Genomic DNA, 22,507 nt, shown 5'->3' with positions numbered 1-22,507 from the left:
AGCAGGCCGCCCGCCACGGGCATCAGGCAACGGAGCTGACATGACAACGGCCATCGCGAGATCCGGAGCGGGAGCGCCCGATCGCGCCCCTCGCGGCGTCGAGCCCTCCCCGAAGCGCCCGCGCAAGCGGATGCTCCTCGGCCCCGGGATGATCTGGATCCTCCCGGCGATCGTCCTCGTCCTGGGGATGATCTACTTCGCCATCGGCTACACGGCGTACGTCTCGACGCTCGACTGGAACGGGTTCATCCTGAGCCCGTCGGAGTCGGTGGGCGCGGACAACTTCGTGCAGATGTTCCAGGACCGCGTGTTCTGGGGCGCGATCGGGCACACCGCGGTCTTCTTCGTGGTGACCTTCGCCGTGCAGACGGCGGTCGGCTTCACCTTCGCGGCGATCATGCACTCGCGGATCCGCCTCGCGCCGCTCTACAAAGTGCTGATCTTCGTGCCGACCGTGCTCGCGCCGGCGTCGATGGCGCCGGTCTTCCGCTCGATCTTCGACGTCGACGGCCAGTTCAACCAGGTGCTGCGCGGCGTCGGCCTGGGCGGTCTCGCCCACCCGTGGCTGGCGGACCCGGCGACGGCGATGCCGGTCGTGATGGCCGTCACGATCTGGCAGTGGACCGGGCTCACCTTCATCCTCTTCTACGCCGCGATGGCGCAGATCGAGCCCGAGGTGCTCGAGGCCGCCCGGATCGACGGGGCGAGCAACCTCCGCTCGCTCGTCTCGATCGTCTGGCCGATGTGCAAGGGCACGACGATCGCGCTGGCGACGCTCGGGATCATCGGGGCGCTGAAGACCTTCGACGTCCCGTACCTCGTGACCAAGGCCGGGCCGAACCACGCGACCGAGTTCCTCGGCACGTACATCTACCAGACCATGGTCGCGGAGAAGCACTTCGGCTACGCGGCCGCGATCTCGATCGCCCTCCTCGTCCTCGCGGTCGGCGGCGGCGTCCTGATGAACCTGCGGCGCCGCGCCGACGAGAGCTGAGGCCCGACGTGTTCGAACTCCGATCGCTCCGCTCCCGCCTGGGCGTGCAGCTGCTGGCGACCGTCATCGTCGTCCCCTACGTCTTCGCGCTCGTCGCGATGGTGCAGGGCTCCCTGGCCGGCGCCGGCTGGGGCAACTACGGCAAGGTCTTCGCGACCGGCGTCGTCCCCACCTACTTCCGGAACACGATCATCGTCGCGGTCTCGACCGTCGCGATCGTCTACGCCTGCACGATGCTGGCGGCCTTCGGCTTCGCCAAGCTGCGCATCCGCGGCAAGGAGGTGTGGTTCTGGCTGCTGATCGCGGCCCTGACCATGCCGGAGGCGGTGCTGCTGACGCCGCTGTTCGTCACGGCGTCGACGCTCGACGTCTACAACCAGCTGATCGCGGTGATCCTGCCGCTGGCCGCGCTGCAGGTGCCGTTCACGGTCCTGCTGGCCCGGAGCTTCTTCGCCGGGATCCCGAGCGAGCTGATGGACGCCGGCCGCGTCGACGGGGCGAGCATCGCGAAGGTCTTCTGGTACATCGTCCTGCCGCTGACCCGCCCGATCGCCGGCGCGATCGTGGTGCTGACGCTGATCAACAGCTGGAACGCCTTCCTGCTGCCGCTGCTGATGCTGAACGACCCGGACAAGCAGGTGGTGACCCTGCTGCCCTCCTTCTTCACCAGCCAGTACACGAACGACCAGACGGGAGTGCTGGCAGCCTCGGTGATCACGGCGGTCCCGGTGATCGTCGCGTACCTCCTGCTGCAGCGCTCCTTCGAGCGCGGCCTGGCCGCCGGAGCGCTCAAGTGAGCGCGCGGCTGGACGGGGCGCTCGCCGTCGTCACCGCCGGCACCGCCGGGATCGGACGGGCGATCGTGCTGCGCCTGGTCGCCGAGGGGGCCGACGTGATCGCCACCGGCACGAGCGAGGAGCGCGCGGCGTCACTGCGGGCGGAGGCCGGCGGCGCCGTGCGGACCGTGATCGGCGACGGCTCGCGGATCGAGCACCTCGAGGAGGTGGCGCGGGCCGTCGGCGAGGACGGGCGCGCCGTCGACGTCCTGGTCCTCAACGCCGGGCGGGACGTGGAGGCGACGCCGATCGTCGACACCACGCCGGAGATGTTCGACTTCGTCAGCGACCTCAACTTCCGCGGGACCTTCCTGGCCGCGCGGAGCCTCGTGCCGGCGATGGCGGACGGCGGGCGCATCGTCCTCGTCTCCTCGATCGCCGGGCACAACGGCGGGCCCGGGCACTCCGTCTACAACGCGACCAAGGCGGCCGTGCGCTCGCTCGCGCGGACGCTGACGGCCGAGCTCGCCGAGCGGCGGATCCGCGCCAACGCGGTGAGCCCGGGCCCGATCGCCACGGCCGGCTTCGACCGGTTCACCGGCGGCTCGGCCGCCGTCGAGCAGGCGGTCGCCGCGCAGATCCCGGTGGGCCGCATCGGCCGCCCGGAGGAGGTCGCCTCGGCGGTGCTCTTCCTCGCGAGCGCGGAGTCGAGCTTCATCGCCGGCGCCGAGCTGGTCGTCGACGGCGGGATGACGCAGGCGTGAGCGGGACGACGACGCGGCCGCCCCCGCGGCACGCACGACGACGGCACGACGGCACGATCGACGCACGACCCCGTATTCAGAGAGAGAAGGTCCGACATGACTGAGCCGATGACGTTCGCGGTGGTGGGGACCGGCTGGCGCTCCGAGTTCTACCTCCGCCTGGCCCGCACGGCCCCCGAGCGGCTGCGGGCGGTCGCCGTGGTGGCGAACTCCGCCGCGGCCGAGGAGCGGATGGCGGCGCGCGGGGACGTCCCCGTCGTCCGGACGCTGGAGGAGGCGCTCGCGCACCGGCCCGACTTCGTGATCGCCGCCGTGTCCTGGCCGTCGATGCCGGGGGTCACGATCCGGCTCGCCGAGCTGGGCGTCCCGGTGCTCGCCGAGACCCCGCCCGCGCCGACCGCCGACGGACTGCGCGAGTTGTGGAGCACCCTCGGCTCCTCGGCCCGGGTGCAGGTGGCGGAGCAGTACATGCTGATGCCGGGGCACGCGGCGCGCCAGGCGGTCGTCCGCAGTGGCGCGATCGGGCAGGCCACGGCCGTCCAGATCGCCTCGACGCACCTGTACCACGCGACCAGCCTGATCCGCGGCTTCCTCGACGCGGGGATGGCCGAGGCGGTCGTCAGCGCCCGCTCCTTCACCGCGCCCCAGGCCGATCCGCTGACCTTCGACGGCTGGCGCGAGGACGCCTCGCCCGAGCCGCGGACGACGACGATCGGCACGCTCGACTTCGGCGACGGCCGGATGGGCCTCTACGACTTCGTCGACAACCAGTGGTGGAACCCGCTGCTCAGTCGGCGGATCGTCATCCGCGGCTCGCTCGGCGAGATCGCGGACGACACGGTCACCCACCTCACCGAGGAGGGCGTGATCGTCTCGCCGATCTCGTACCGCCGCACCGGCATCGACATGAACCTCGAGGGCAACGAGGTGGTCACCGCCTCCTTCGAGGGCCGGATCGTGTGGCGCAACGAGTGGGTCGGCACGCGGCTGTCCGAGGACGACCTCGCCGTCGCCGACCTCCTCGAGGCGACCGGGCGCTGGGCGCGCGACGCCGGCCCCGCGCCCTATCCGCTGGCGGACGCCTGCCAGGACCATCTCCTCGGTCTCGCGATCGAGGAGTCCGTGAGAACCAGCGCCGATGTGCGCGTGAGCAAGGAAGCGTGGGCCTGATGCCTCTCGTCACCATCGAAGTCGCCGACACCGTCCCCGAGGAGACCCGGTTCGCCTACGCGGAGGCCGTCAACGCGGGCCTCGTCGAGGGCCTGGGCATGGATGCTGAGGACCGCTTCCAGGTCATCCATCCGCTGCCCGCGAGCCACCTCGTCGCCGACCCGCACTACCTCGGCGGCGACCGGAGGGACGTGGTCTACGTGCGCGTCCTGATGGTCCGCATGTACGACCGCGAGACCAAGGCGGCCATGTTCGAGGCCGTCGCCCGGCGGCTCGAGGCCGAGGGCGTCCGCCCGGACGACGTGTTCATCGCGATCACCGAGAACACGCTGGACGACTGGTACCCCGGCGCGAGGGGCGAGCGTGGCTGACCTCGGCGCGCGCACCCTCACGACCGACGTCCTCGTCGTCGACGAGCAGGGCCGGCCGGTCGCCGGCGTGCCGGTGACGACGACCCAGCTGCGGCACGCCTTCGGCTTCGGCAGCATCGGCTTCGACTTCCTCGACTGGCTGGGCGGTCCGCCGCTCTCCACCGGCGGCGACGCCTCGGAGTTCTTCGGCGGTCGCGTCGAGTCCGACCCGCAGCAGCTGGCGGACGCCTGGCTCGGGGTCTTCGACACCGTGACGCTCCCCTTCTACTGGCGGGCCTTCGAGCCCGAGCGCGGCCGCCCGGAGACGGAGCGGCTGCGCCGGACCGCGGAGTGGTTCGCCGCCCGCGGGGTCCGGGTGAAGGGCCACCCGCTGGTCTGGCACACGCTCGCGCCCGAGTGGCTGCTGCCGCTCGAGGACACCGAGGTGGAGGAGGTGCTGCGCGCGCGGGTCCGCCGCGAGGTGGCCGACTTCGCCGGTGTCGTCGACGTGTGGGACGCGATCAACGAGACGGTCATCCTGCCGCGCTTCACGGCGGAGCCGAACGCGATCACCCGGCTGGCGCAGCGCCTGGGCCGGGTCGGCATGATCCGGCTGGCGTTCGAGGAGGCCCGCTCGGTCGGCTCGGGCGGGCGGTTCGTGCTCAACGACTTCGATCTGTCGAGCGAGTACGAGCACGTGATCGAGGAGTGCCTCGAGGCGGGGATCGCGATCGACGCGATCGGCCTGCAGACGCACATGCACCAGGGCTACCGCGGCGAGGACCGGATCGCGGAGGTGATCGAGCGGTTCTCCCGCTTCGGGCTGCCGCTGCAGATGACCGAGACGACCCTGCTCTCGGGCGATCTGATGCCGCCGGAGATCGGCGACCTGAACGACTACGTCGTCGACTCGTGGCCGAGCACCGAGGAGGGCGAGGCGCGGCAGGCCGACGAGCTCGTGCGGCACTACCGGAGCGTGCTGGCGCAGCCCGCGGTCGAGTCGCTGACCTACTGGGGGCTGACCGACGACGGCGCGTGGCTCGGGGCGCCCTCGGGGCTGCTCCGCCGCGACGGCAGCCGGAAGCCCGGCTACGACGCGCTGCAGGACCTGATCCGCCGCGAGTGGTGGCACGCGGAGACGACCGCGACGACCGGGGCGGAGGGGTGCGTGCCGCTGCGGGGCTTCGCCGGGCTCTACCGGGTGACGGCCGGCGGCGCGTCGGTCGAGGTCGAGGTGGGGTCGGAGAGCGGCCCGATCACCGTGACGGTGCCGCGATGAGCAGCGAGGCCGAGGAGGAGCGCGTCCAGGCGGCGGCCGGCACGCGGCTCGTCGAGCTGCGCGTCGCGGCGGCGGCGGCCGCGGCTCCGGCCGTGCTCGCGTCGACGCGGGAGGAGCGGGCGGGCTGGCTCCGCCGGATCGCCGACCGGCTCGACGAGGCCCGCGACGAGCTGGTCGAGGTGGCCGAGGGCGAGACGCACCTCGGCGCCGAGCGGCTGCGCGGCGAGGTGGCGCGGACGACCGGCCAGCTGCGGCTCTTCGCCGACGTCCTGGAGGAGGGCTCGTACCTGGAGGCGTCGATCGACGTCGCCGGGACGATCGGCGGCGACGGCTCGCAGGAGATCCGCCGCTTCCTCCGCCCGCTCGGGCCGGTCGCGGTCTTCTCCGCCTCGAACTTCCCGTTCGCGTTCTCGGTGGCCGGCGGTGACACCGCGTCGGCGCTGGCGGCGGGCTGCCCGGTGCTCGTGAAGGCACACCCCGGGCATCCGGAGCTGTCGCGGCGGACCGCGGCCGTGGTCGACCGCGCGCTCGAGGAGGCCGGCGCTCCGCGCGGTGCCTTCGACCTCGTGGAGGGGCGCGCGGCGGGGCTCGTCCTCGTGACGGCGCCGGAGGTGCGCGCGGTGGCGTTCACCGGCTCGCTGCCGGGTGCCACGGCGCTGATGGACGCGATGTCCGAGCGCGCGGAGCCGATCCCGTTCTTCGGCGAGCTCGGGAGCCTGAACCCCGTGGTGATCACGCCGGGTGCGGCCGAGGAGCGCGGCGCGGAGCTCGCGGCCGAGCTGGTCGCGTCCTTCACGCTGGGCGGCGGGCAGTTCTGCACCAAGCCGGGGCTCGTCTTCGCGCCGTCCGCACCGGATCTCGATACGCCCTCTGCGAGGGCTACTCGATCAGCATGGACGGAGCGCGACGGCGCCAGTGCGAGCCGGCAGGCAGAGGAGGGCGGCGACGCCCCGTCATGCTGGTCGAGCAGCGCGCAGCGCGTATCGAGACCCACGCTCCGCCAGGCCGTGGCCGAGCGGGTCGAGGCCCTGACGGGGCCGACCCTGCTCACCGAGCGGATCGCCGACTCCTTCACCGCCGCCGCCGGCCGGCTGGAGTCGGCGGCCGGCGTCCGGACTCTGGCGCGCGGCACCGACGCCGACGGCCCCGCCCCGCGGATCCTGACGACCACGATCGCCGACTTCGTCCGCCACCGCGACGTCCTCCTCGAGGAGTGCTTCGGCCCGCTGACGCTGCTGGTCGAGTACGACGCGCCGGAGGAGGTGCTCGCCGCCCTCGCCCACCTGGACGGATCGCTGACCGCGACCGTGCACAGCGCGGCCGGCGAGGACGTCGGCGCCCTCGTCGGCGTGCTGGCCGAGCGCTCCGGCCGCGTCGTCTTCGGCGGCTGGCCCACCGGCGTCAGCGTCACCTGGGGCCAGCACCACGGCGGGCCGTGGCCGGCCACGACCTCGCAGCACACCTCGGTCGGCGCGACCGCGATCCGGCGCTTCCTCCGGCCGATCGCCTACCAGGGCGCGCCCGCCTCCGCGCTCCCCGTCGACCTCACCGACGCGGGCCTGGCCCGCCTCCCTCACCGCCGCGACGGCAGAACGGTGCTCCGATGACCGACGAGAACCCCGGCCCGCCCACCGGGATGGGCCCCGTGATCCGCACCGGCCGCGCTGTCCGCAGCGCCCAGTGGTACGGCGGCGACGACCGCAACACCTACCTGCACCGGGCCTGGATGCGCCGCGGCACCCCCGACCACGCCTTCGACGGCCGGCCGCAGATCGCGATCGCCAACACCGCCTCCGACCTCTCCCCCTGCAACTCGCACCTGGACGAGGTCGCGCAGAGCGTGAAGAACGGCGTCTACGAGGCGGGCGGGATCCCCTACAACCTGCCGGTGATCTCGCTCGGCGAGACGACCGTCCGCACCACGGCGATGCTCTGGCGGAACATGGTCGCGATGGCGGCGGAGGAGCTGTTCCGCGCCAATCCGGTCGACGGCCTGGTGCTGCTCGGCGGCTGCGACAAGACGATCCCGGCGCTGCTGATGGCCGCCGCGAGCGTCGGCATCCCGGCGATCGTGGTGCCCGGCGGCCCGATGCTCAACGGGACCTTCCGCGGCAGCACGCTCGGCTGCGGCACCGACGTCTGGCGCCTGAGCGAGGAGGTGCGCGCGGGCGAGCTCGACAGCGACTACTTCGTGCAGTCCGAGTCGTCGATGATCCGCAGCCGCGGGCACTGCAACACGATGGGCACCGCGTCCTCGATGGCCTGCGTCGCCGAGGCGCTCGGCATGACGCTGCCCGGCGTCGCGGGCGTCCCCGCCTCGGACAGCCGGCTGCTGCAGTTCGCGCACGCGACCGGCAACCGGATCGTCGCGATGGTGGAGGAGGAGCTCGCGCCGGCCGAGGTGATGACGAAGGCCGCGTTCCACAACGCGATCGTGGCGCTCGCCGCGATCGGCGGCTCGACGAACGCCGTGGTGCACCTGCTGGCGATCGCCGGCCGTCTCGGCGTCGAGCTCGACCTGGACGATTTCGACCGCATCGGCGCCGACGTCCCGCTGCTGGTGAATCTGCAGCCGGCCGGCGCGCACCTGATGGAGGACCTCTTCCGCGCGGGCGGGTTCCTCGCGGTGATGAACGAGGTGCGGCCGCTGCTCGACCCGACGGCGGTGACGGTGCTCGGCCGGCCGTTCGTCGACGAGCTGCCGGGGCACGAGGTCTGGGACCGCGACGTCATCCGCACGGCCGAGGCGCCGCTGCTGCCCGCCGCCGGCATCGCCGTGCTCCGCGGGAACCTCTCGCCGACCGGCGCGATCATCAAGCCGGCCGCGGCGACGGCGGCGCTGCTGCACCACCGCGGTCCGGCCGTCGTCTTCGACTCGGTCGAGGACATGCACGCCCGGATCGACTCGCCCGAGCTGGACGTCACCGCGGACTCGGTCCTGGTGCTGCGCGGCTGCGGCCCGCGCGGCTATCCGGGGATGCCCGAGGTCGCGAACATGCCGCTGCCCAAGCGCCTGCTCGACGCGGGCGTGCGCGACATGGTCCGCATCTGCGACGGGCGGATGAGCGGCACGGCCTACGGCACGATCGTGCTGCACGTCACGCCGGAGTCGGCGGTCGGCGGCACCCTCGGGCTGGTGCAGGACGGCGACCTGATCGAGCTCGACGTCGCGTCGCGGGCGCTGACGCTGCTGGTGTCCGACGAGGACCTGGCGGCGCGCCGGCCGTCCGCCGCGACCGAGGCCGCCTACGCGGCGCCGGTGCGCGGCTGGGAGCGGCTGTACGTCGAGCACGTCGAGCAGGCGGAGCGGGGCGCGGACCTGGACTTCCTGACCGGCGCGACCGGGCCCGGCGTGATGCGGGAGTCGCATTGAGGGCGGGGCGGCTGCTGCGGGGGAGTGCTCGCGCGAGGGTGCGCCGGGACGGGACCGCGCGACCCGGGGCGACACGACGCGGGACGGCACGACGCGGGACGACACGACGCGGGACGGCACGCCGCGGGATCGCGCGACGCGGGACCCCACCATGCGGGACGACACGACAGAGGACGACGATGACCGGCACGACGACGACCGGCACGACAGGAGGAGCGCGATGAGCACGCGGATGCGCGCGGCGGTGCTGCGGGAGTTCGGCGCGCCGCTGGCCGTCGAGGAGATCGACGTCGCCGACCCCGGCCGCGGCGAGCTGCTGGTCGAGATCGAGGCGGCGGGCGTCTGCCACTCCGATCTGCACTACCTGCGCGGCGACCTGCGCTGCCCGCTGCCGGTGGTGCCCGGGCACGAGGGCGCCGGGCGGATCGTCGCCCTCGGCCCGGACCTGCGCGAGGGCTTCGCGGTGGGCGACCGGGTCGCGCTGCTCTGGCGGCCGAACTGCGGTCGCTGCGCGCAGTGCGTCGCGGGCCGTCCGATCATGTGCGAGTTCGGACCCGTGCAGGCCGCGTCCGGCGGGCTGCTCGACGGCACGAGCCGCCTCAGCGCCGGCGGCGAGACCGTGCACCACCTGCTCGGGGTGTCCTGCTTCGCGGAGCGGGTCGTCGTGCCCGAGCGCAGCGTGGCGCGGGTGCCCGACGACGTGCCCGCCGAGATCGCGGCGATCGCCGGCTGCGCGGTCATCACGGGGGTCGGCGCGGTGCTCAACGTGATCGGCGCGTGCCTCGGCGACGCGGTCGTGGTGATCGGGGCCGGCGGGGTCGGCCTGTCCGCGGTGATGGGGGCGCGGGCGGCGGGGGCGACCACCGTCGTCGCGGTCGACGTGGACGCGGACCGGCTCGCGCTGGCGACCCGGCTCGGTGCGACGCACGTGATCGACGGGTCGGCGTCGGGCGGCGGCGGCGACTCCCGCGACACGGTCGAGCAGCTGCTGGCCCTCGTCCCCGGCGGGGTGCCCTGGGTGGTCGAGGCGGTGGGCCGACCCGAGACGCTCGCGTCCGCCGTCGCGATGCTGCGCCCGGGAGGGGCGGCCGTCGCGGTCGGCCTCGCCCGGGTGGGGCAGCGCTTCGACATCGCCGTGAACGACCTGGTGCAGAAGCAGAAGCGCGTGGTCGGCTCGCTCTACGGGTCCTCGATCCCGCAGCTGGATCTGCCGCGGATCTTCGACCTGTACCGCAGCGGCGCCCTGCCGCTCGACGAGCTGATCGGCGAGCGGTTCGCCCTCGACGACATCGGCGCCGCCTTCGAGGCGCTCGAGCACGGGAGCGTCGGACGCTCGATCGTCGTGCCCGGACAGGAGGGCGGGCGATGAGCGGGTACGCCCGGTATCCGAGCCTCGACGGCCGGACCGTGATCGTGACCGGCGGAGCGTCGGGGCTCGGCGCGGAGTTCGTGCGGCAGTTCGCGGCGCAGGGCTCGCGGGTCGGCGTCCTCGACATCGACGCGGAGCAGGGCGGGGCGCTCGCCCGCGAGCTCGGCGGGGCCGTCCGCTTCGCCGCGTGCGACGTGCGCGATGTCGCGGCCCTCGAGGCGGCCATCGAGGGGCTGACCGCCGAGCTCGGCCCCGCGCACGTCCTGGTGAACAACGCGGCGAACGACGCCCGCCACACCGTCGAGGACCTCGATCCGGAGTACTGGGACGACCGCATGGCCGTGAATCTGCGCCACCAGTTCTTCGCCGCGCGCCTCGTGTCGCGGGGGATGCTGAGCGCGGGCGCGGGCTCGATCATCAACCTCGGCTCGATCAGCGCGCACATCGACCTCGTCGAGCTGGTCGGCTACATCACCGCGAAGGCCGCGATCGAGGGCATGACCCGGGCCCTGGCCCGCGAGCTCGGCGCGGGCGGAGTGCGGGTCAACTGCGTCATCCCCGGCTGGATCATGACCGAGCGCCAGCTGCAGCAGGTCGTCACCCCCGAGGCGGAGCAGCAGATCGACCGCAGCCAGTGCCTCCCCGGCCGCCTCGTCCCCGCCGACGTCGCCCGCCTGGTCCTCTGGCTCGCCGCCGACGACTCCGCCATGTGCACCGCCCAGAACTGGATCGTCGACGGCGGCTGGCTCTGACGCGCGCCGGTCGATCGGTCGCGGAGCGGCGTATCGAGACCGGGCGTGTGCACCGGGTGGATCTCGATACGCGCCCTGCGGGCGCTACTCGATCAGCATGCTCTTCATGCTGGTCGAGTAGCGGCGCAGCCGCGTATCGAGACCCGGCGTGTTCAGACGACGGGCGTCGATGCGCCCCGCATCAGACGCCCCGCGGCGTCTTGTCGCGCAGCGACCACACCGTCGCGCTCGCGACGAGGAGCAGGAGGGCCCCGCCGCCGAGGGCGAGCGCACTCAGCGGAACGCCGAGGTCGCCGACGGCCCGCGGCTGGAACCCGCCGTGGAAGACGAGCCACGGCGCAGCGATGCTCGGGACGAGGTTCCGCGGGTCGCCCGGCCCCAGGATCGGCAGCAGGTAGTACCCCAGCGCGAAGACGGTGAGCGAGAACGCGCGCTCCCGTGTCAGCGTCGCGACGAGGAAGCCCAGCGCAGCGAACGCGACCCCGACCAGCACGAAGGCGGCCGCCACTGCGCCGATCGCCGCGGGATCCGTGGACGGCGGCGGCGACGATCCGTCGACGGGGAACGGTCTCAGCTGCGCGGTGACGAGTCCGGCGACGGCCGCCGTCAGCACGAGCGCCGCGCCGGAGGCCAGGACGGCTGCGACGAGGAGCGCCGCTTTCGCCGCGACGAAGGTGCGCGCTCGGCGGACCTGCGGCCATCGCACGATGATCGATCCGCCGCGGAGATCCGTGGTCGCCGCGAAGAGCCCCGTCGCATAGCCGAGGAGCGGGGTCACGAGGAACACCGCGAGGCTCAGCCCCGTGCCGACCGCACCGAGCGGAGTCAGCGCCGCCGAGGCCGCCGTCGCCGCCTCGAAGTCGTAGCGCAGCGGATTGTCGATCTCCGTCCGCCCGTCCTCGTCAGTGGTCACGCTCACGGGCTCCGCCAGTGCCTCCTCGACGGAGTGCCCGGCCGAGCGGTACTCCGCGGCGGTCCTCTCGAACAGCGCCGCCGTCGACCGCGCGTTGCCGACGTCGGTCACCGCGCTCCAGACCGCGAAGACCGCGCCGGCGAGCAGGAGGACGACGAGGAGCCGCGAGGCGACCGCACCGCGCAGCTCCCTCCGGACCTCGCCGCACAGGGACCTCATCGCTCCTCCGCCCGACGCAGGCCTGGGTGGGCCTCGGTGACGTCGACGAGCCTCCCGTCGACGAGCTCGGCGATCCGGGAGGGGAGGCCCTCGAACACGGAGACCTCGTGACCGGTGGCGACCACGATGCGACCGTCTGCGCAGGCGCGCCGCAGCCCGGCCCGCATCTGCTCTCGGCCGACGACGTCGAGGCCGTTCGCGAACTCGTCGAGCAGCAGGACGGGGGCGTCCCCGGCGAGGGCGATCGCGAGCATGACCGTCTTCCGCTGGCCGGTGGACAGCCGTCCGGCTGCCGTGCGGAGGATCGCGGGGCGGGACGAGCTCCTGCACCGGAGGGCGACGGTGCCCCCTCGAGTCGTCGAGCTGATAGTCCACGTTCGCCTTCACCGACCAGCGCGGATGCAGGCTCGAGCGATCGAGCACCCCCGCGACATCGGCCCGCGGCCGCCGCGCTCCGCCGCCGACCTCGACCCTGACGGAGCCGCGGTGCCGCGTCAGCCCCAGCAGGCACCGGAGCAGCGTCGTCTTGCCCGCGCCGTTGGCCCCCCGCAGCAGCAGGAAGTCCCCGGGCACCAGGTGCAGATCGATCGCCCGCAGCACTGCGCGCGGCCCGCCTCCCGTGGCGAGCCCCTCCACGTGCAGCCCCTCGCCCGTCGTCGTCACCCGGTCTCCTCGTCGTCCCGTGCAGCGAGGTCCGTCGCCGGGTCACCGCGCCCGGCGGCCTCCTGCGTATGGGCAGACAGGCTCCTCCGGCTGGTCGAGGACGGCAAGTGCGTGGCGCGCGATGCGCGTGCGGCGGCGGCGAGCGGGTGCGCCGTCGGCTCTGTTCAGGGGCGCGGGGCCGCCGCTACAGTGGCCCGCATGACCAGCTCGCGCGTCCTCGCCCCGGAGCCTCCTGCCGACGGATCCAAGCCGAAGGGGCCCGCGTCCTACTTCGCCAGCATCGAGAAGACCTACGGCCGCCCGATCCAGGAGTGGCTCGACCTCGTGAACGAGCGGCTCGACAGCGAGCCCCACATGCAGGTCGTCTCCCGGCTGAAGTCCGAGCACGGCCTCGGCCACGGGCACGCGAACGCCCTCGTCGCCTACGTCAAGGCTGCCCGCGCCTAGCGGCGGCCCCGCCGGCGTCCGATCGGGCGCAGAACATCAGCCAGGAGCGGCTCTCATCGCCCATCGGCGATGGGACGCACTCCCGGCTGATGTTCTGTCGCCGCGTCCGCGCACAACGTCAGCTGAGAAGGGGATCCCTCCCCTGACAGGGGAGGCCCACCACTCTCAGCTGACGTTGTGCGGCGGCGCCGTCCGCGGCGGCGCGGGCACGACTGCCCTCGGTGAGCTGTGGCGGGTCGCGGGCATCGACGACCGCGCCCTGGATCCGCTGCTCGACGCGCTTTTCGGTCCGACCGTCAGCCGCGGCCGGTACATCGTCTCCCTGGCGGAGGCGGGAACGCCGGTCAGTCCCCAGACCGCTACGCGCGACCTGGCGACGCTCGCGCAGGCGGGTCTCCTCGCGACGAGCGGCGAGAAGCGCGGCCGTGTCTACACCGCGGCCGACCCGCTCCTCCGCCTCCGCCGCGAGGTCGGCCTCGGCCGCGCCTGGCGCGACGTCGACCCGTTCGCGTAGCCCACTCGACGGGGGACGCCCTCGGCACCCTGAGGACGCTGATCTCCCGAAGGAAATGGAGTTCCCGCCACTGACTCGCCCGAGAAGGCTGCTCGACCCCCGCGAGAACGAGCCCTCTCGGGCGACTGAGCGGGGCGCGGGGTGCGCGTGCGGCGGGGGCGCGGGGCCAATGACCACGGGCAGGCGAACGCCCTCGTGGCCTATGTCGAGGCCGCGCGCGCTCAGCGGCGACCCTGTCGCCGCGTCCGCGCACGACGTCAGCTGAGAAGGGGGTCCCTCCCCTGACAGGGGAGGCCCACCACTCTCAGCTGACGTTGTGCGGCGGCGCCGTCCGCGTGAGGAATCAGAAGGAGATGTACTTCCCGTTGTCGAAGAGCAGGAAGCTCTGAGCGCTCTCGGGAACGACGTAGGTCGTGATTCCGGTGAAGGTCGATCCGGGGTAGAGAGTCGGTCCGTCGGTCATCGACGACATGCCCTCACCGAGAGTGACGTATTCGCTGTCGTAGCGATTGCCCTCCGGCGTCGCGAGAGAGAGATCGAATGCGGCGAGAGAGGGCTCCACTCCGTCGGGATCGATGCCCGTCATCGTCAATTCGGCGACGACGTACTTGAAGCCCGCGGGCGCTTCAGAATTGAACATGTTCCATTCCGCGACCAGTCCGCCGGCATTCGCATCGACGATCCTCGCCGTGAGGCTGTACTTGTCGCCGCCGAAGAGACCCTCGGCGGTGTAGGGCTGAGCGAGGGGTGCCTGCGCTGTGCCATCGGCTGCGGGTGCAGCCGCTTCGGCGGGCGCGGCCTCGGCGGCGGGCGCCTCCTCCGCGGGTGCTGCCGACGGCTCGGCCGGCGCTGCCGAGGCCTCCGGCGCCTCGGTGGCCGGAGCGGCCGGGGCCGCCGGAGCGGGCTCGGCGGCACTCGTCTCAGCCGACCGATCGCCGGTCGACCCCACCGAGACGGCGGTCGACACGATGCCGGTGAGGAGGGCGATCGAGCCGAGTGCGAGGCCGGTGACGGCGAGTCCCTTCGGCTGCTTGCGCACGAGGGCGAAGATCGCGAGTCCTACGGCCGCGATCGCGAGGATCAGTCCGAGGCCGGGCACCAGACCGGTGAGGAAGGCGAGGATGCCGAGGATCAGCGCGAAGATCGCGAGGAGGGCCGGGCCGGTGGCACGCGGACGCGCTGCGGGGGTCGCGGTCCGAGCCGTCGCGGTATTCGTCGGCGCCTGGACGTAGGCGGGCGGGGCCGGCGGCGCGTCCTCGCGCCAGCGCGTTCCGTCCCAGTAGCGCTGCTCGTTGTTCGCGTGGGGTGCTGGGTACCAGCCGGCGGGGGCTTGTTCGGGCATCATCGACTCTTTCGGTCGGCCGAGCAGCGGAATCGACGTCGAGTGGGTCCGCTGCCGGTCTCATAGGGGGCTCACGGAGTATTGCAGAGAGAAAGCGCGATCGGAGTTGCTGCCCGAATCCGATCGTCCGGGTCTTATCGGCGGAGAGTCGCTGAATGAGGGAGAGCAGTCGCCGATCGCTAGGCAATACCACTCGCTTTCCGAGATCTCTCGACTACTCCTCCGGCAGCAGTCCGTTCTCGATCGCCCCACGGGGTGAACCGGAGTGCCCCCGGTTCCCGCTCGGCGTCGTCCCGACCGACCGGACCGGACTCGACGAGACGACTCCTGACTGACAATCGAGCACGGCCTCGGCCACGGCCACGCGTACGCCCTCGTGGCCTACGTCGAGGCCGCCCGCGCCTAGAGGCGGCCCCGCCGAGGCCCGATCGGCCGCAGAACATCAGCCCGGAGCGGCTCTCATCGCCCGTCGGCGATGAGACGCGCTCCGGGCTGATGTTCTGTCGCCGCGTCCGCGCACAACGTCAGCTGAGAAGGGGATCCCTCCCCTGACAGGGGAGGCCCACCACTCTCAGCTGACGTTGTGCGGCGGCGCCGTCCGCGGCGGGGGGCGGACGCGCTCAGGCGGACTCGCGCTGGACGAGGGTCGTCGCGAGGATCGGCTGGCGGTCGACCTCGCGGCCGGCGACCACGGCGACGACCGTCTCGGCGGCGACGCGGCCCATGTCCTCGAGGGGCTGGCGGATGGTGGTCAGCGTGGGGTCGGAGGTCGTCGCGACGACCACGTCGTCGAAGCCGACGACCGAGATGTCGGCGGGGACGCGCCGGCCCGAGGCCTGCAGCACGCGGATCGCGCCGTTGGCCATCAGGTCGGAGGAGGCGAAGACGCCGTCGAGGTCCGGGTGGCGCTGCAGCAGGCGGGCCATCGCGGCCGAGCCGCTCTCGAGGGTGAACTCGCCGTGCACGATCGGGCTGTGGTCGAGGCCGAGCTCGGACAGCTCGTCGCGCCAGCCGCGGATGCGGTCGCGGGCCGGCTCCATGTCGTGCGGGCCGGCGATGATGCCGAGTCGGCGGCGACCGGAGTCGGCGAGCGCCCGGGCCGCGAGCCGCCCGCCGCCGTAGTTGTCGGAGTCGATCACGATGGCGTCCTCGGCCAGGGCGACCCGGGGGCGGCCGACCCACGCGATCGGGACGGGGGAGTCGGCGAGCGCCTGCGCCAGGTGGGTGATCTCGTGCTGCAGGATCACGATCGCCCCGTCGACCGCGCGCGAGCGGAGGAACTTGGGGATGCGGTCGCCGTCGTCGTGGTCGGCCGGCAGCAGCACCGGCTGCACCTCGGCGGCGTAGAGCCCCTTCGCCGCGCCCTTCAGCACGGAGGTGAAGAACGTGCCGGTGAGGCTGTCGAGCTCGTTGAAGGCGACGATCAGCGCGATCGCTCCCGAGCGGCCGCCGCGCAGCATCCGGGCGGCGCTGTTGGCCTCGTAGCCGAGCTGCTTCGCGGCGTGCTCGACGGCGGCCGACATGCGGACGTCGACGTTCTTGCCTCCGGCGAGAACCCGGGCGGCGGTGGCGCGGGACACCCCCGCGGCCTGTGCGACGTCCACGAGCGTGGGTCGGGTCATGGCTGCTTCCTTCTGGACGAGGAGGGGAGCGGGCCGGGGCGCCGGGTGCTCGATCTCCAGATTCCCACGGGGACGCCTCCCCCTGGGCCGAAGTGGTCCGATTTGCGAAAGTTTCCCTTGAATACTAGGGGAGATCGATATCTCACGCGGAGATAACGAACGTCGAATCGCGCTTGCAACCCGGGGTCGGGCCAGCTACCTTGGCGTCCAAGAGATCGTTCTCTTGCTCCTGGTCTCCTCCTGCGAGACCCCCCGCGAATCCCCGACGAAGAGGAACAATCGTGAACAGAAGACTGACGGCCGTCGCCGCAGCAGCCGCCGCCGTGGCCCTCGCCCTCACCGGATGCTCGTCCGGAAGCGGAGGCGGCGCGTCCGACGACCCGAACGCCGAGGCGACGTTCTGGTCCTTCACCGGCATCAACGCCAAGGACAGCGTCGACGAGTACCTGGCGAAGATGCCCGACGCGAAGATCAAGCTCTCCGAGGTGGGCAGCACCACCGAGACCGCCACCGCCCTCACCGCGGCCCTGGCCGGCGGCAAGGTGCCCGATCTGGTCATGATCCAGAACGACGACCTGCCCCAGTTCGTCGCCAACAGCTCGAACTTCCTCGACCTGCGCACGCTCGGCGGCGACGACGTGGCCTCCGCCTACCTCCCGTGGGCCGCCTCCGCCGCGACCGCCGAGGACGGCTCCGTCGTGGGCGTCCCGACCGACGTCGGCGGACTGGGCTTCGCCTACCGCGCCGACCTCTTCGAGGCCGCCGGCCTGCCGACCGACCCGGCCGAGGTCGCCGAGATGTGGAAGGACTGGCCGTCCTTCATCGCCATGGGCGAGAAGTACACCGAGGCGACCGGCAAGCCGTTCGTCGACAACATCGAGACCAGCGTCTTCTTCTCGACCGTCAACCAGGTCTCCGAGAAGTACTACTCGCCCGACGGCGAGCTCGTCTACGACACCAACCCGCAGGTGAAGGACGCGTTCCAGGTCGCCGTGGACACCAAGGACGCCGGCATCAGCGCCGGCATCGCCGCCTGGTCCTCGGGCTGGGCCCCCGGCCGCGCGAACGGCGCCTTCGCCGTGACCATCGCGCCGTCGTGGATCCTCGCCGGCATCAAGACCGACGCCCCCGACACCGCCGGCAACTGGCGCGTCACGAGCGTCCCCGGCGTCGGCGGCAACTGGGGCGGCAGCGTCATCGCCATCCCGGCCCGCGCCGAGCACCCCGAGGCCGCCTGGCAGTACATCGAGACGATGATGTCCGCCGAGGGCCAGACCGACCACTTCGCGGCCTCGGGCACCCTGCCCGCCGCCACCGAGGCGGTCGCGAGCGAGGAGGTCCGCAACTACACCGACCCGTTCTTCGGCGACTCGAAGATCGGCGAGGTCATGGCCACCTCGGTCGAGCAGTTCCCCTCCTTCTACAACGGTCCCGACACGACGCCGATCAACGGCGCCCTGCTGAACACCCTCGTCGAGCTGGAGGCGGGCAACGTCACCTCCGACAAGGCGTGGACGACCGCCCTCGACACGGCCGAGCAGGCCATCGGCGGCTGATCGCCCCACCCACCCGAGCGGCCCGGCGCCTCGCGCGCCGGGCCGCCCCTTCGACGGAGGTAACCCACGTGTCAACGGCGACAGCCATACGTCCCCCCAAGCAGCGCAAGCAGCCCAGCGCTCCGGTCCAGAAGGCCGTGCGGATCCGCAACTCCCTCTCGGAGCGGATCGCCCCCTACGCGTACGTCGCGCCCTTCTTCCTCATCTTCATCGTCTTCGGGCTCTTCCCGCTGCTCTTCACGTTCTACGTCTCGCTCTTCGACTGGAACCCGATCGGCGAGCAGACCTTCGTCGGCCTCGCGAACTTCGAGCAGCTCTTCGCGGACAGCCGGTTCTGGAACGCCCTGGTCAACACCTTCGGCATCTTCATCATCTCGACGGTGCCGCAGCTGCTCTTCGCGCTCTTCCTGGCGCACCTGCTCAACCACGCGCGACTGCGCTGGGCGAACTTCTGGCGCATGGCGCTGCTGGTGCCCTACATCACCTCCGTCGCGGCGACCGCGATCGTCTTCGCGCAGATCTTCGACAAGAACTTCGGCCTGATCAACTGGTTCCTCGGCATCTTCGGACTGCCCTCGATCAACTTCCTCGCCACCAACTACGGCTCGTGGATCGTCATCTCGACGATGGTCTTCTGGCGCTGGTTCGGCTACAACACGCTGCTCTACCTGGCGGGGCTCCAGTCGCTCCCGCGCGAGATGTTCGAGGCCGCCTCGGTCGACGGCGCCTCCAGCTGGCAGCAGTTCCGCCACCTCACCATCCCGGCGCTGCGCCCGATCATCGTCTTCACCGTGATCATGTCGACCATCGGCGGTCTGCAGATCTTCACGGAGGCGCTCCTGGTGGCTCCCGAATCGGGCCTCACCTGCGGCGCCGGCCGGCAGTGCCAGACGCTCGCGCTGTTCCTCTACGAGCAGGGCTTCGGCCAGTTCAAGTTCGGCTACGGATCCGCCATCGGCGTCGTGCTGTTCGTGATCGTCGTGGTCGTCTCGCTGATCAACTTCTACCTGTCCACCCGCACCCGGAAGGCGGCCGTCTGATGTCCGACGTCCTCGATCAGGCCCTCCCGCAGGCCCGCGCGGTCGCGGCGGGGGACACCCCGAAGGTGCAGCCCAAGCGCCGCGGCAAGGGCGGCGGGGTCGGCTGGCCGACCTACGTCTTCCTCGCGGTCGCCGTGCTCGTCTCGGTCTTCCCGCTCTACTACATGTTCGTCGTCGCGTCGGTCGGAGCGACCGCCGTCACGTCGATCCCGCCGCGCCTGTACCCGGGCACGAACTTCCTCGCCATCGCGGAGAAGGTGTTCGACACGGTGCCCTTCATCGCGTCGCTGCTGAACTCGCTGATCGTGTCGCTGAGCATCGCGGTCCTCTCCGCGATCCTCTGCGCCATGGCCGGCTTCGCCTTCGCGAAGCTGCAGTTCCCCGGCCGCAACCTGCTGTTCCTGATCGTGCTGCTCACCATGACGGTGCCGGCGCAGCTGAGCATCATCCCGCAGTACCTGATCGTCTCGGCGCTCGACTGGGTCGACACCCTCCAGGCGATCATCGTGCCGGGACTGGCCAGCGCCTTCGGCATCTTCTGGATGCGCCAGCACATGTCCACGACGGTCAGCGACGAGCTGATCCAGGCGGCCCGCATCGACGGCGCGAACTCCTGGCAGCTGTTCTGGCGCATCGCCTTCCCGGTGGTCCGCCCGGCGGCGTTCGTGCTCGGACTGATCACGTTCACGGCGGTCTGGAACGACTTCATGTGGCCGTTCATCGTGCTGAAGTCGCCGGAGCTGTTCACGGTGCAGATCGCGCTGAAGCAGCTGCAGGCCAACCGCTCGATCGACGTGGCGCTGGCGATGGGCGGCTCGTTCATGGCGACGCTGCCGCTGCTGATCGCGTTCTTCTTCGTCGGCCGCCGGATGGTGTCCGGGATCATGGACGGAGCGTTCAAGGGCTGATGCACGACGCCTCCACCGCTCTCGTCCCCACCGACCGCACCGACCAGCACGGGGACGGGAGCGGTGGTCGCGACTGGCGCGACCGCTCCCTCTCCGCGCTCGAGCGGGCCCGCCTCCTCACCGCCGAGCTCACGCTCGAGGAGAAGGCGGCCCAGCTCGGCTCGGTCTGGCTCACCGACTCCGCCGACGACTTCGCCCCGAAGCTCGAGGGCGGACCCGACTCCGCGGCCGACCCGTTCGCGGGCGGCCTCGGCCAGCTCACCCGCGTCTTCGGCACCGAGCCCGTCTCGGTCCCGGAGGGGGTGCGCCGGCTGCGCGAGCTGCAGGAGCGGGTCGTCTCCTCGCAGCGCCTGGGCATCCCGGCGATCGCGCACGAGGAGTGCCTGACCGGGCTCGCCGCGTACGGCGCGACCGCCTTCCCGACGCCGCTCGCCTGGGCGGCCACCTTCGACGAGGACCTCGTCGGCGAGATGGCGGAGGCGATCGGCTCCGACATGCGCGCGCTCGGGATCCACCAGGGGCTCGCGCCGGTCGTCGACGTGGTGAAGGACTACCGCTGGGGCCGCGTCGAGGAGACCCTCGGCGAGGACCCGTACCTCGTCTCGCAGCTCGGCGCCGCCTACGTCGCCGGGCTCGAGTCGACCGGGGTGATCGCGACGCTCAAGCACTTCGCCGGCTACGCGGCCTCCCGCGGCGCCCGCAACCACGCGCCGGTCAGCATGGGCCCGCGCGAGCTCGCCGACACCGTGCTGCCGCCGTTCGAGGCCGCCCTGCGGCACGGCGGAGCCCGCAGCGTGATGACCTCGTACACCGACATCGACGGCGTGCCCAGCAGTGCGAGCGCGCACCTGCTGACGACGATCCTGCGCGAGCGCTGGGGCTTCGAGGGCACGGTCGTGGCGGACTACTGGGCCGTGCCGTTCCTCCAGGCGATGCACCACGTCGCGGTCGACACGGCCGACGCGGGGCGCCTGGCGATCCGCGCCGGCGTCGACGTCGAGCTGCCGCAGACCGCCGCGTACGGCGAGCTGCCCCGCCTGATCCGGGAGGGAGTGGTCGACGAGCGCGACCTCGACCGCTCGGTGGAGCGGCACCTGCGGCACAAGTTCGAGGCCGGGCTGCTCGACGGCGGACCCCTCGTGCCGGACGGCGCCGAGTCGGTCGATCTCGACAGCGCGCGCAACCGGGCGATCTCGCTCCGGATCGCGGAGGAGTCGGTGGTGCTGCTGCGCGACGACGACGTGCGCGGGCTGCTCGGCGCGGCCTCCACGATCGCGGTCGTGGGGCCGGCGGCGGACCGGTTCCGCAGCCTGGTCGGCTGCTACGCCTTCCCCAACCACGTGCTCTCCAAGCACCCGGGGCACGAGCTGGGGATCGAGATCCCGACCGCGCTGACCGCGCTGCGCGCCGAGTTCGGCGACGAGCGCGTGCGGTTCGCGGCCGGCGGGTCGATCACCTCCGCCGACACCTCCTCGATCGCCGAGGCCGTCGAGGTGGCGGGATCGAGCGATGCGGCCGTGGTCGTCGTCGGCGACGTGGCCGGGCTGTTCGGCGACGGCACCTCCGGCGAGGGCTGCGACGCGGCCGATCTCCGCCTGCCGGGCGCCCAGGACGAGCTCGTCCAGGCGGTGCTCGCCACCGGCGTGCCGACCGTGCTGGTCGTGCTCTCGGGGCGGCCCTACGCGCTCGGCGAGTACGGCGCGGCCCGGGGAGTCGTCCAGGCGTTCTTCCCCGGAGCGGACGGGGCGGCCGCGGTCGCCGGCGTGCTCTCCGGGCGGGTCTCGCCGACCGGGCGGCTGCCCGTGCAGATCCCGCGGCACCCGTCGGCGTCGACCACGTACCTGCAGCCGTCGCTCGGGCTCTCGAACCCGGGGATCACCGCGCTCGACGCCACTCCGCTGCACCCGTTCGGCTTCGGGCTGACGCGGGGCGACATCGCCCACGAGGCGCTGACGGCGCCGGCGGTGCTCGCGACGGACGGGTCGCTCGACGCCGCGGTGACGATCCGCAACAGCGGCGAGGACACGGTCGAGGTGGTGCAGCTGTACGCCGGCTACCCGACGTCGCCGGTGGTGCGGCCGACCGTGCAGCTGATCGGCTACGCGCGCGTGCCGATCGCCGCGGGGGAGTCGCTGACGGTGCACTTCCACGTCGAGGCCGCGCGGCTCGCGTCGACCGGCGTCGACGGCGCGCTCAGCGTGGATCCGGGGCCGCTGCGCCTGATCGCGGGCCCGTCGGCGGCCGACGCCGCGCAGACGGCCGACGTCGCGCTCACGGGCGAGCGCCGCGTGCTCGCGGAGCGAGCCCTGCGCACCCCGTGGTCGGTGACGCCGGCCGAGTAGCGGGCCTCCTCCATGCTGGTCGAGTAGCCGCGCAGCGGCGTATCGAGACCCACGTGCCGACGACGGCGGATCTCGATACGCGCCCTGCGGGCGCTACTCGATCAGCATGGTGCG

The 22,507-nt window shown here is 72.5% G+C and carries 21 protein-coding genes and 1 pseudogene; 17 read left to right on the top strand and 5 right to left on the bottom strand.

From position 1 onward, the window contains the following. The first annotated feature begins 40 nt into the window (after positions 1 to 40). The 10 genes from HQQ82_RS09430 to HQQ82_RS09385 all read left to right on the top strand — a co-directional run bounded on the left by HQQ82_RS09430 (position 41) and on the right by HQQ82_RS09385 (position 10,827). The gene (locus HQQ82_RS09430) at positions 41 to 994 is read left to right on the top strand and encodes a carbohydrate ABC transporter permease (protein ID WP_216848432.1); all 954 of its coding nucleotides are present in this window, start codon (positions 41 to 43) and stop codon (positions 992 to 994) included. 8 nt (positions 995 to 1,002) lie between these two features. After that, entirely contained in the window at positions 1,003 to 1,791 is a 789-nt protein-coding gene (locus HQQ82_RS09425; RefSeq protein ID WP_173232755.1) for a carbohydrate ABC transporter permease, read from the top strand. Beyond that, entirely contained in the window at positions 1,788 to 2,534 is a 747-nt protein-coding gene (locus tag HQQ82_RS09420; protein ID WP_173232754.1) for an SDR family oxidoreductase, read from the top strand. The genes HQQ82_RS09425 and HQQ82_RS09420 overlap by 4 nt, the downstream gene beginning before the upstream one ends. A 96-nt stretch (positions 2,535 to 2,630) precedes the next feature. Then, on the top strand, positions 2,631 to 3,704 hold the full coding sequence (locus HQQ82_RS09415; RefSeq protein ID WP_173232753.1) for a Gfo/Idh/MocA family oxidoreductase: 1,074 nt from the start codon (positions 2,631 to 2,633) through the stop codon (positions 3,702 to 3,704). Continuing rightward, positions 3,704 to 4,075, top strand: a complete 372-nt coding sequence (locus tag HQQ82_RS09410) for a tautomerase family protein (protein ID WP_127887613.1) — start codon at positions 3,704 to 3,706, stop codon at positions 4,073 to 4,075. Before HQQ82_RS09415 ends, HQQ82_RS09410 begins: the two co-directional genes overlap by 1 nt. Then, positions 4,068 to 5,333 carry an endo-1,4-beta-xylanase gene (locus tag HQQ82_RS09405; protein ID WP_173232752.1) on the top strand — a complete coding sequence of 422 codons (1,266 nt, stop codon included), beginning with the start codon at positions 4,068 to 4,070 and terminating at the stop codon, positions 5,331 to 5,333. The genes HQQ82_RS09410 and HQQ82_RS09405 overlap by 8 nt, the downstream gene beginning before the upstream one ends. Continuing rightward, the gene (locus HQQ82_RS09400; RefSeq protein ID WP_173232751.1) at positions 5,330 to 6,940 is read left to right on the top strand and encodes an aldehyde dehydrogenase (NADP(+)); all 1,611 of its coding nucleotides are present in this window, start codon (positions 5,330 to 5,332) and stop codon (positions 6,938 to 6,940) included. Before HQQ82_RS09405 ends, HQQ82_RS09400 begins: the two co-directional genes overlap by 4 nt. Beyond that, the gene (locus HQQ82_RS09395) at positions 6,937 to 8,706 is read left to right on the top strand and encodes an IlvD/Edd family dehydratase (RefSeq protein WP_173232750.1); all 1,770 of its coding nucleotides are present in this window, start codon (positions 6,937 to 6,939) and stop codon (positions 8,704 to 8,706) included. Before HQQ82_RS09400 ends, HQQ82_RS09395 begins: the two co-directional genes overlap by 4 nt. 220 nt (positions 8,707 to 8,926) lie before the next feature. Further along, positions 8,927 to 10,075 carry a zinc-binding dehydrogenase gene (locus HQQ82_RS09390; RefSeq protein ID WP_216848431.1) on the top strand — a complete coding sequence of 383 codons (1,149 nt, stop codon included), beginning with the start codon at positions 8,927 to 8,929 and terminating at the stop codon, positions 10,073 to 10,075. Further along, complete coding sequence (locus HQQ82_RS09385) at positions 10,072 to 10,827, top strand: SDR family NAD(P)-dependent oxidoreductase (protein WP_173232749.1); 756 nt, start codon at positions 10,072 to 10,074, stop codon at positions 10,825 to 10,827. The genes HQQ82_RS09390 and HQQ82_RS09385 overlap by 4 nt, the downstream gene beginning before the upstream one ends. Before the next feature lie 181 nt (positions 10,828 to 11,008). Here HQQ82_RS09385 and HQQ82_RS20325 read toward each other — a convergent pair whose 3' ends face one another. From HQQ82_RS20325 to HQQ82_RS20585, 3 genes and pseudogenes are all read right to left on the bottom strand, one after another. After that, positions 11,009 to 11,959, bottom strand: coding sequence for a hypothetical protein (locus tag HQQ82_RS20325; RefSeq protein WP_301952433.1), 951 nt, complete (start codon positions 11,957 to 11,959; stop codon positions 11,009 to 11,011). Beyond that, positions 11,956 to 12,213 (bottom strand): hypothetical protein, encoded by a 258-nt coding sequence (locus HQQ82_RS20320; RefSeq protein ID WP_301952432.1) that lies wholly within the window; start codon positions 12,211 to 12,213, stop codon positions 11,956 to 11,958. Before HQQ82_RS20320 ends, HQQ82_RS20325 begins: the two co-directional genes overlap by 4 nt. A gap of 112 nt (positions 12,214 to 12,325) precedes the next feature. Further along, a pseudogene (locus tag HQQ82_RS20585) lies at positions 12,326 to 12,559 on the bottom strand (ATP-binding cassette domain-containing protein); the annotation flags it as partial. A 261-nt stretch (positions 12,560 to 12,820) separates the two neighbouring features. Here HQQ82_RS20585 and HQQ82_RS09375 point away from each other — a divergent pair. Together HQQ82_RS09375 and HQQ82_RS09370 are read left to right on the top strand one after the other, a co-directional pair. Next, positions 12,821 to 13,069 (top strand): DUF4287 domain-containing protein, encoded by a 249-nt coding sequence (locus HQQ82_RS09375; RefSeq protein WP_173232747.1) that lies wholly within the window; start codon positions 12,821 to 12,823, stop codon positions 13,067 to 13,069. A gap of 175 nt (positions 13,070 to 13,244) precedes the next feature. Next, entirely contained in the window at positions 13,245 to 13,583 is a 339-nt protein-coding gene (locus HQQ82_RS09370; RefSeq protein WP_173232746.1) for a hypothetical protein, read from the top strand. 343 nt (positions 13,584 to 13,926) lie between these two features. Here the strand turns inward: HQQ82_RS09370 and HQQ82_RS09365 are convergent, their stop codons facing one another. Next, positions 13,927 to 14,925: a DUF2510 domain-containing protein gene (locus HQQ82_RS09365; protein ID WP_173232745.1), complete on the bottom strand. Its 999-nt coding sequence runs from the start codon at positions 14,923 to 14,925 to the stop codon at positions 13,927 to 13,929. A gap of 331 nt (positions 14,926 to 15,256) precedes the next feature. Between HQQ82_RS09365 and HQQ82_RS20580 the strand changes: the two genes are divergently transcribed. After that, the gene (locus tag HQQ82_RS20580) at positions 15,257 to 15,331 is read left to right on the top strand and encodes a hypothetical protein (RefSeq protein WP_367947916.1); all 75 of its coding nucleotides are present in this window, start codon (positions 15,257 to 15,259) and stop codon (positions 15,329 to 15,331) included. Between the two features lie 214 nt (positions 15,332 to 15,545). Here the strand turns inward: HQQ82_RS20580 and HQQ82_RS09360 are convergent, their stop codons facing one another. Next, complete coding sequence (locus HQQ82_RS09360; RefSeq protein WP_173232744.1) at positions 15,546 to 16,547, bottom strand: LacI family DNA-binding transcriptional regulator; 1,002 nt, start codon at positions 16,545 to 16,547, stop codon at positions 15,546 to 15,548. 281 nt (positions 16,548 to 16,828) lie between these two features. Between HQQ82_RS09360 and HQQ82_RS09355 the strand changes: the two genes are divergently transcribed. From HQQ82_RS09355 to HQQ82_RS09340, 4 genes are all read left to right on the top strand, one after another. Further along, positions 16,829 to 18,103 (top strand): extracellular solute-binding protein, encoded by a 1,275-nt coding sequence (locus tag HQQ82_RS09355; protein ID WP_173232742.1) that lies wholly within the window; start codon positions 16,829 to 16,831, stop codon positions 18,101 to 18,103. 68 nt (positions 18,104 to 18,171) lie between these two features. Next, positions 18,172 to 19,143, top strand: a complete 972-nt coding sequence (locus HQQ82_RS09350; RefSeq protein WP_367947895.1) for a carbohydrate ABC transporter permease — start codon at positions 18,172 to 18,174, stop codon at positions 19,141 to 19,143. After that, positions 19,143 to 20,051: a carbohydrate ABC transporter permease gene (locus tag HQQ82_RS09345; RefSeq protein WP_173232741.1), complete on the top strand. Its 909-nt coding sequence runs from the start codon at positions 19,143 to 19,145 to the stop codon at positions 20,049 to 20,051. Before HQQ82_RS09350 ends, HQQ82_RS09345 begins: the two co-directional genes overlap by 1 nt. Then, a complete protein-coding gene (locus HQQ82_RS09340; RefSeq protein WP_173232740.1) occupies positions 20,051 to 22,393 on the top strand; it encodes a glycoside hydrolase family 3 N-terminal domain-containing protein in 2,343 nt (780 codons plus the stop codon). The genes HQQ82_RS09345 and HQQ82_RS09340 overlap by 1 nt, the downstream gene beginning before the upstream one ends. The last annotated feature ends 114 nt before the right edge of the window (positions 22,394 to 22,507 follow it).

The organism is Rathayibacter sp. VKM Ac-2856 (assembly GCF_013205055.1).
GTDB lineage: Bacteria > Actinomycetota > Actinomycetes > Actinomycetales > Microbacteriaceae > Rathayibacter.
This window is presented reverse-complemented; position numbering and strand designations above follow the sequence as displayed.

Excerpts from the sequence above, each read along its gene's own strand:
- HQQ82_RS09395 (WP_173232750.1), top strand. The coding sequence starts at position 6,937 with ATGACCGACGAGAACCCCGGCCCGCCCACCGGGATGGGCCCCGTGATC.
- HQQ82_RS09415 (WP_173232753.1), top strand. The coding sequence starts at position 2,631 with ATGACTGAGCCGATGACGTTCGCGGTGGTGGGGACCGGCTGGCGCTCC.
- HQQ82_RS09340 (WP_173232740.1), top strand. The coding sequence starts at position 20,051 with ATGCACGACGCCTCCACCGCTCTCGTCCCCACCGACCGCACCGACCAG.
- HQQ82_RS20320 (WP_301952432.1), bottom strand. The coding sequence starts at position 12,213 with ATGCTCGCGATCGCCCTCGCCGGGGACGCCCCCGTCCTGCTGCTCGAC.
- HQQ82_RS20325 (WP_301952433.1), bottom strand. The coding sequence starts at position 11,959 with ATGAGGTCCCTGTGCGGCGAGGTCCGGAGGGAGCTGCGCGGTGCGGTC.
- HQQ82_RS09375 (WP_173232747.1), top strand. The coding sequence starts at position 12,821 with ATGACCAGCTCGCGCGTCCTCGCCCCGGAGCCTCCTGCCGACGGATCC.
- HQQ82_RS09385 (WP_173232749.1), top strand. The coding sequence starts at position 10,072 with ATGAGCGGGTACGCCCGGTATCCGAGCCTCGACGGCCGGACCGTGATC.
- HQQ82_RS09345 (WP_173232741.1), top strand. The coding sequence starts at position 19,143 with ATGTCCGACGTCCTCGATCAGGCCCTCCCGCAGGCCCGCGCGGTCGCG.
- HQQ82_RS09400 (WP_173232751.1), top strand. The coding sequence starts at position 5,330 with ATGAGCAGCGAGGCCGAGGAGGAGCGCGTCCAGGCGGCGGCCGGCACG.
- HQQ82_RS09410 (WP_127887613.1), top strand. The coding sequence starts at position 3,704 with ATGCCTCTCGTCACCATCGAAGTCGCCGACACCGTCCCCGAGGAGACC.
- HQQ82_RS09360 (WP_173232744.1), bottom strand. The coding sequence starts at position 16,547 with ATGACCCGACCCACGCTCGTGGACGTCGCACAGGCCGCGGGGGTGTCC.
- HQQ82_RS09365 (WP_173232745.1), bottom strand. The coding sequence starts at position 14,925 with ATGCCCGAACAAGCCCCCGCCGGCTGGTACCCAGCACCCCACGCGAAC.
- HQQ82_RS09430 (WP_216848432.1), top strand. The coding sequence starts at position 41 with ATGACAACGGCCATCGCGAGATCCGGAGCGGGAGCGCCCGATCGCGCC.
- HQQ82_RS09390 (WP_216848431.1), top strand. The coding sequence starts at position 8,927 with ATGAGCACGCGGATGCGCGCGGCGGTGCTGCGGGAGTTCGGCGCGCCG.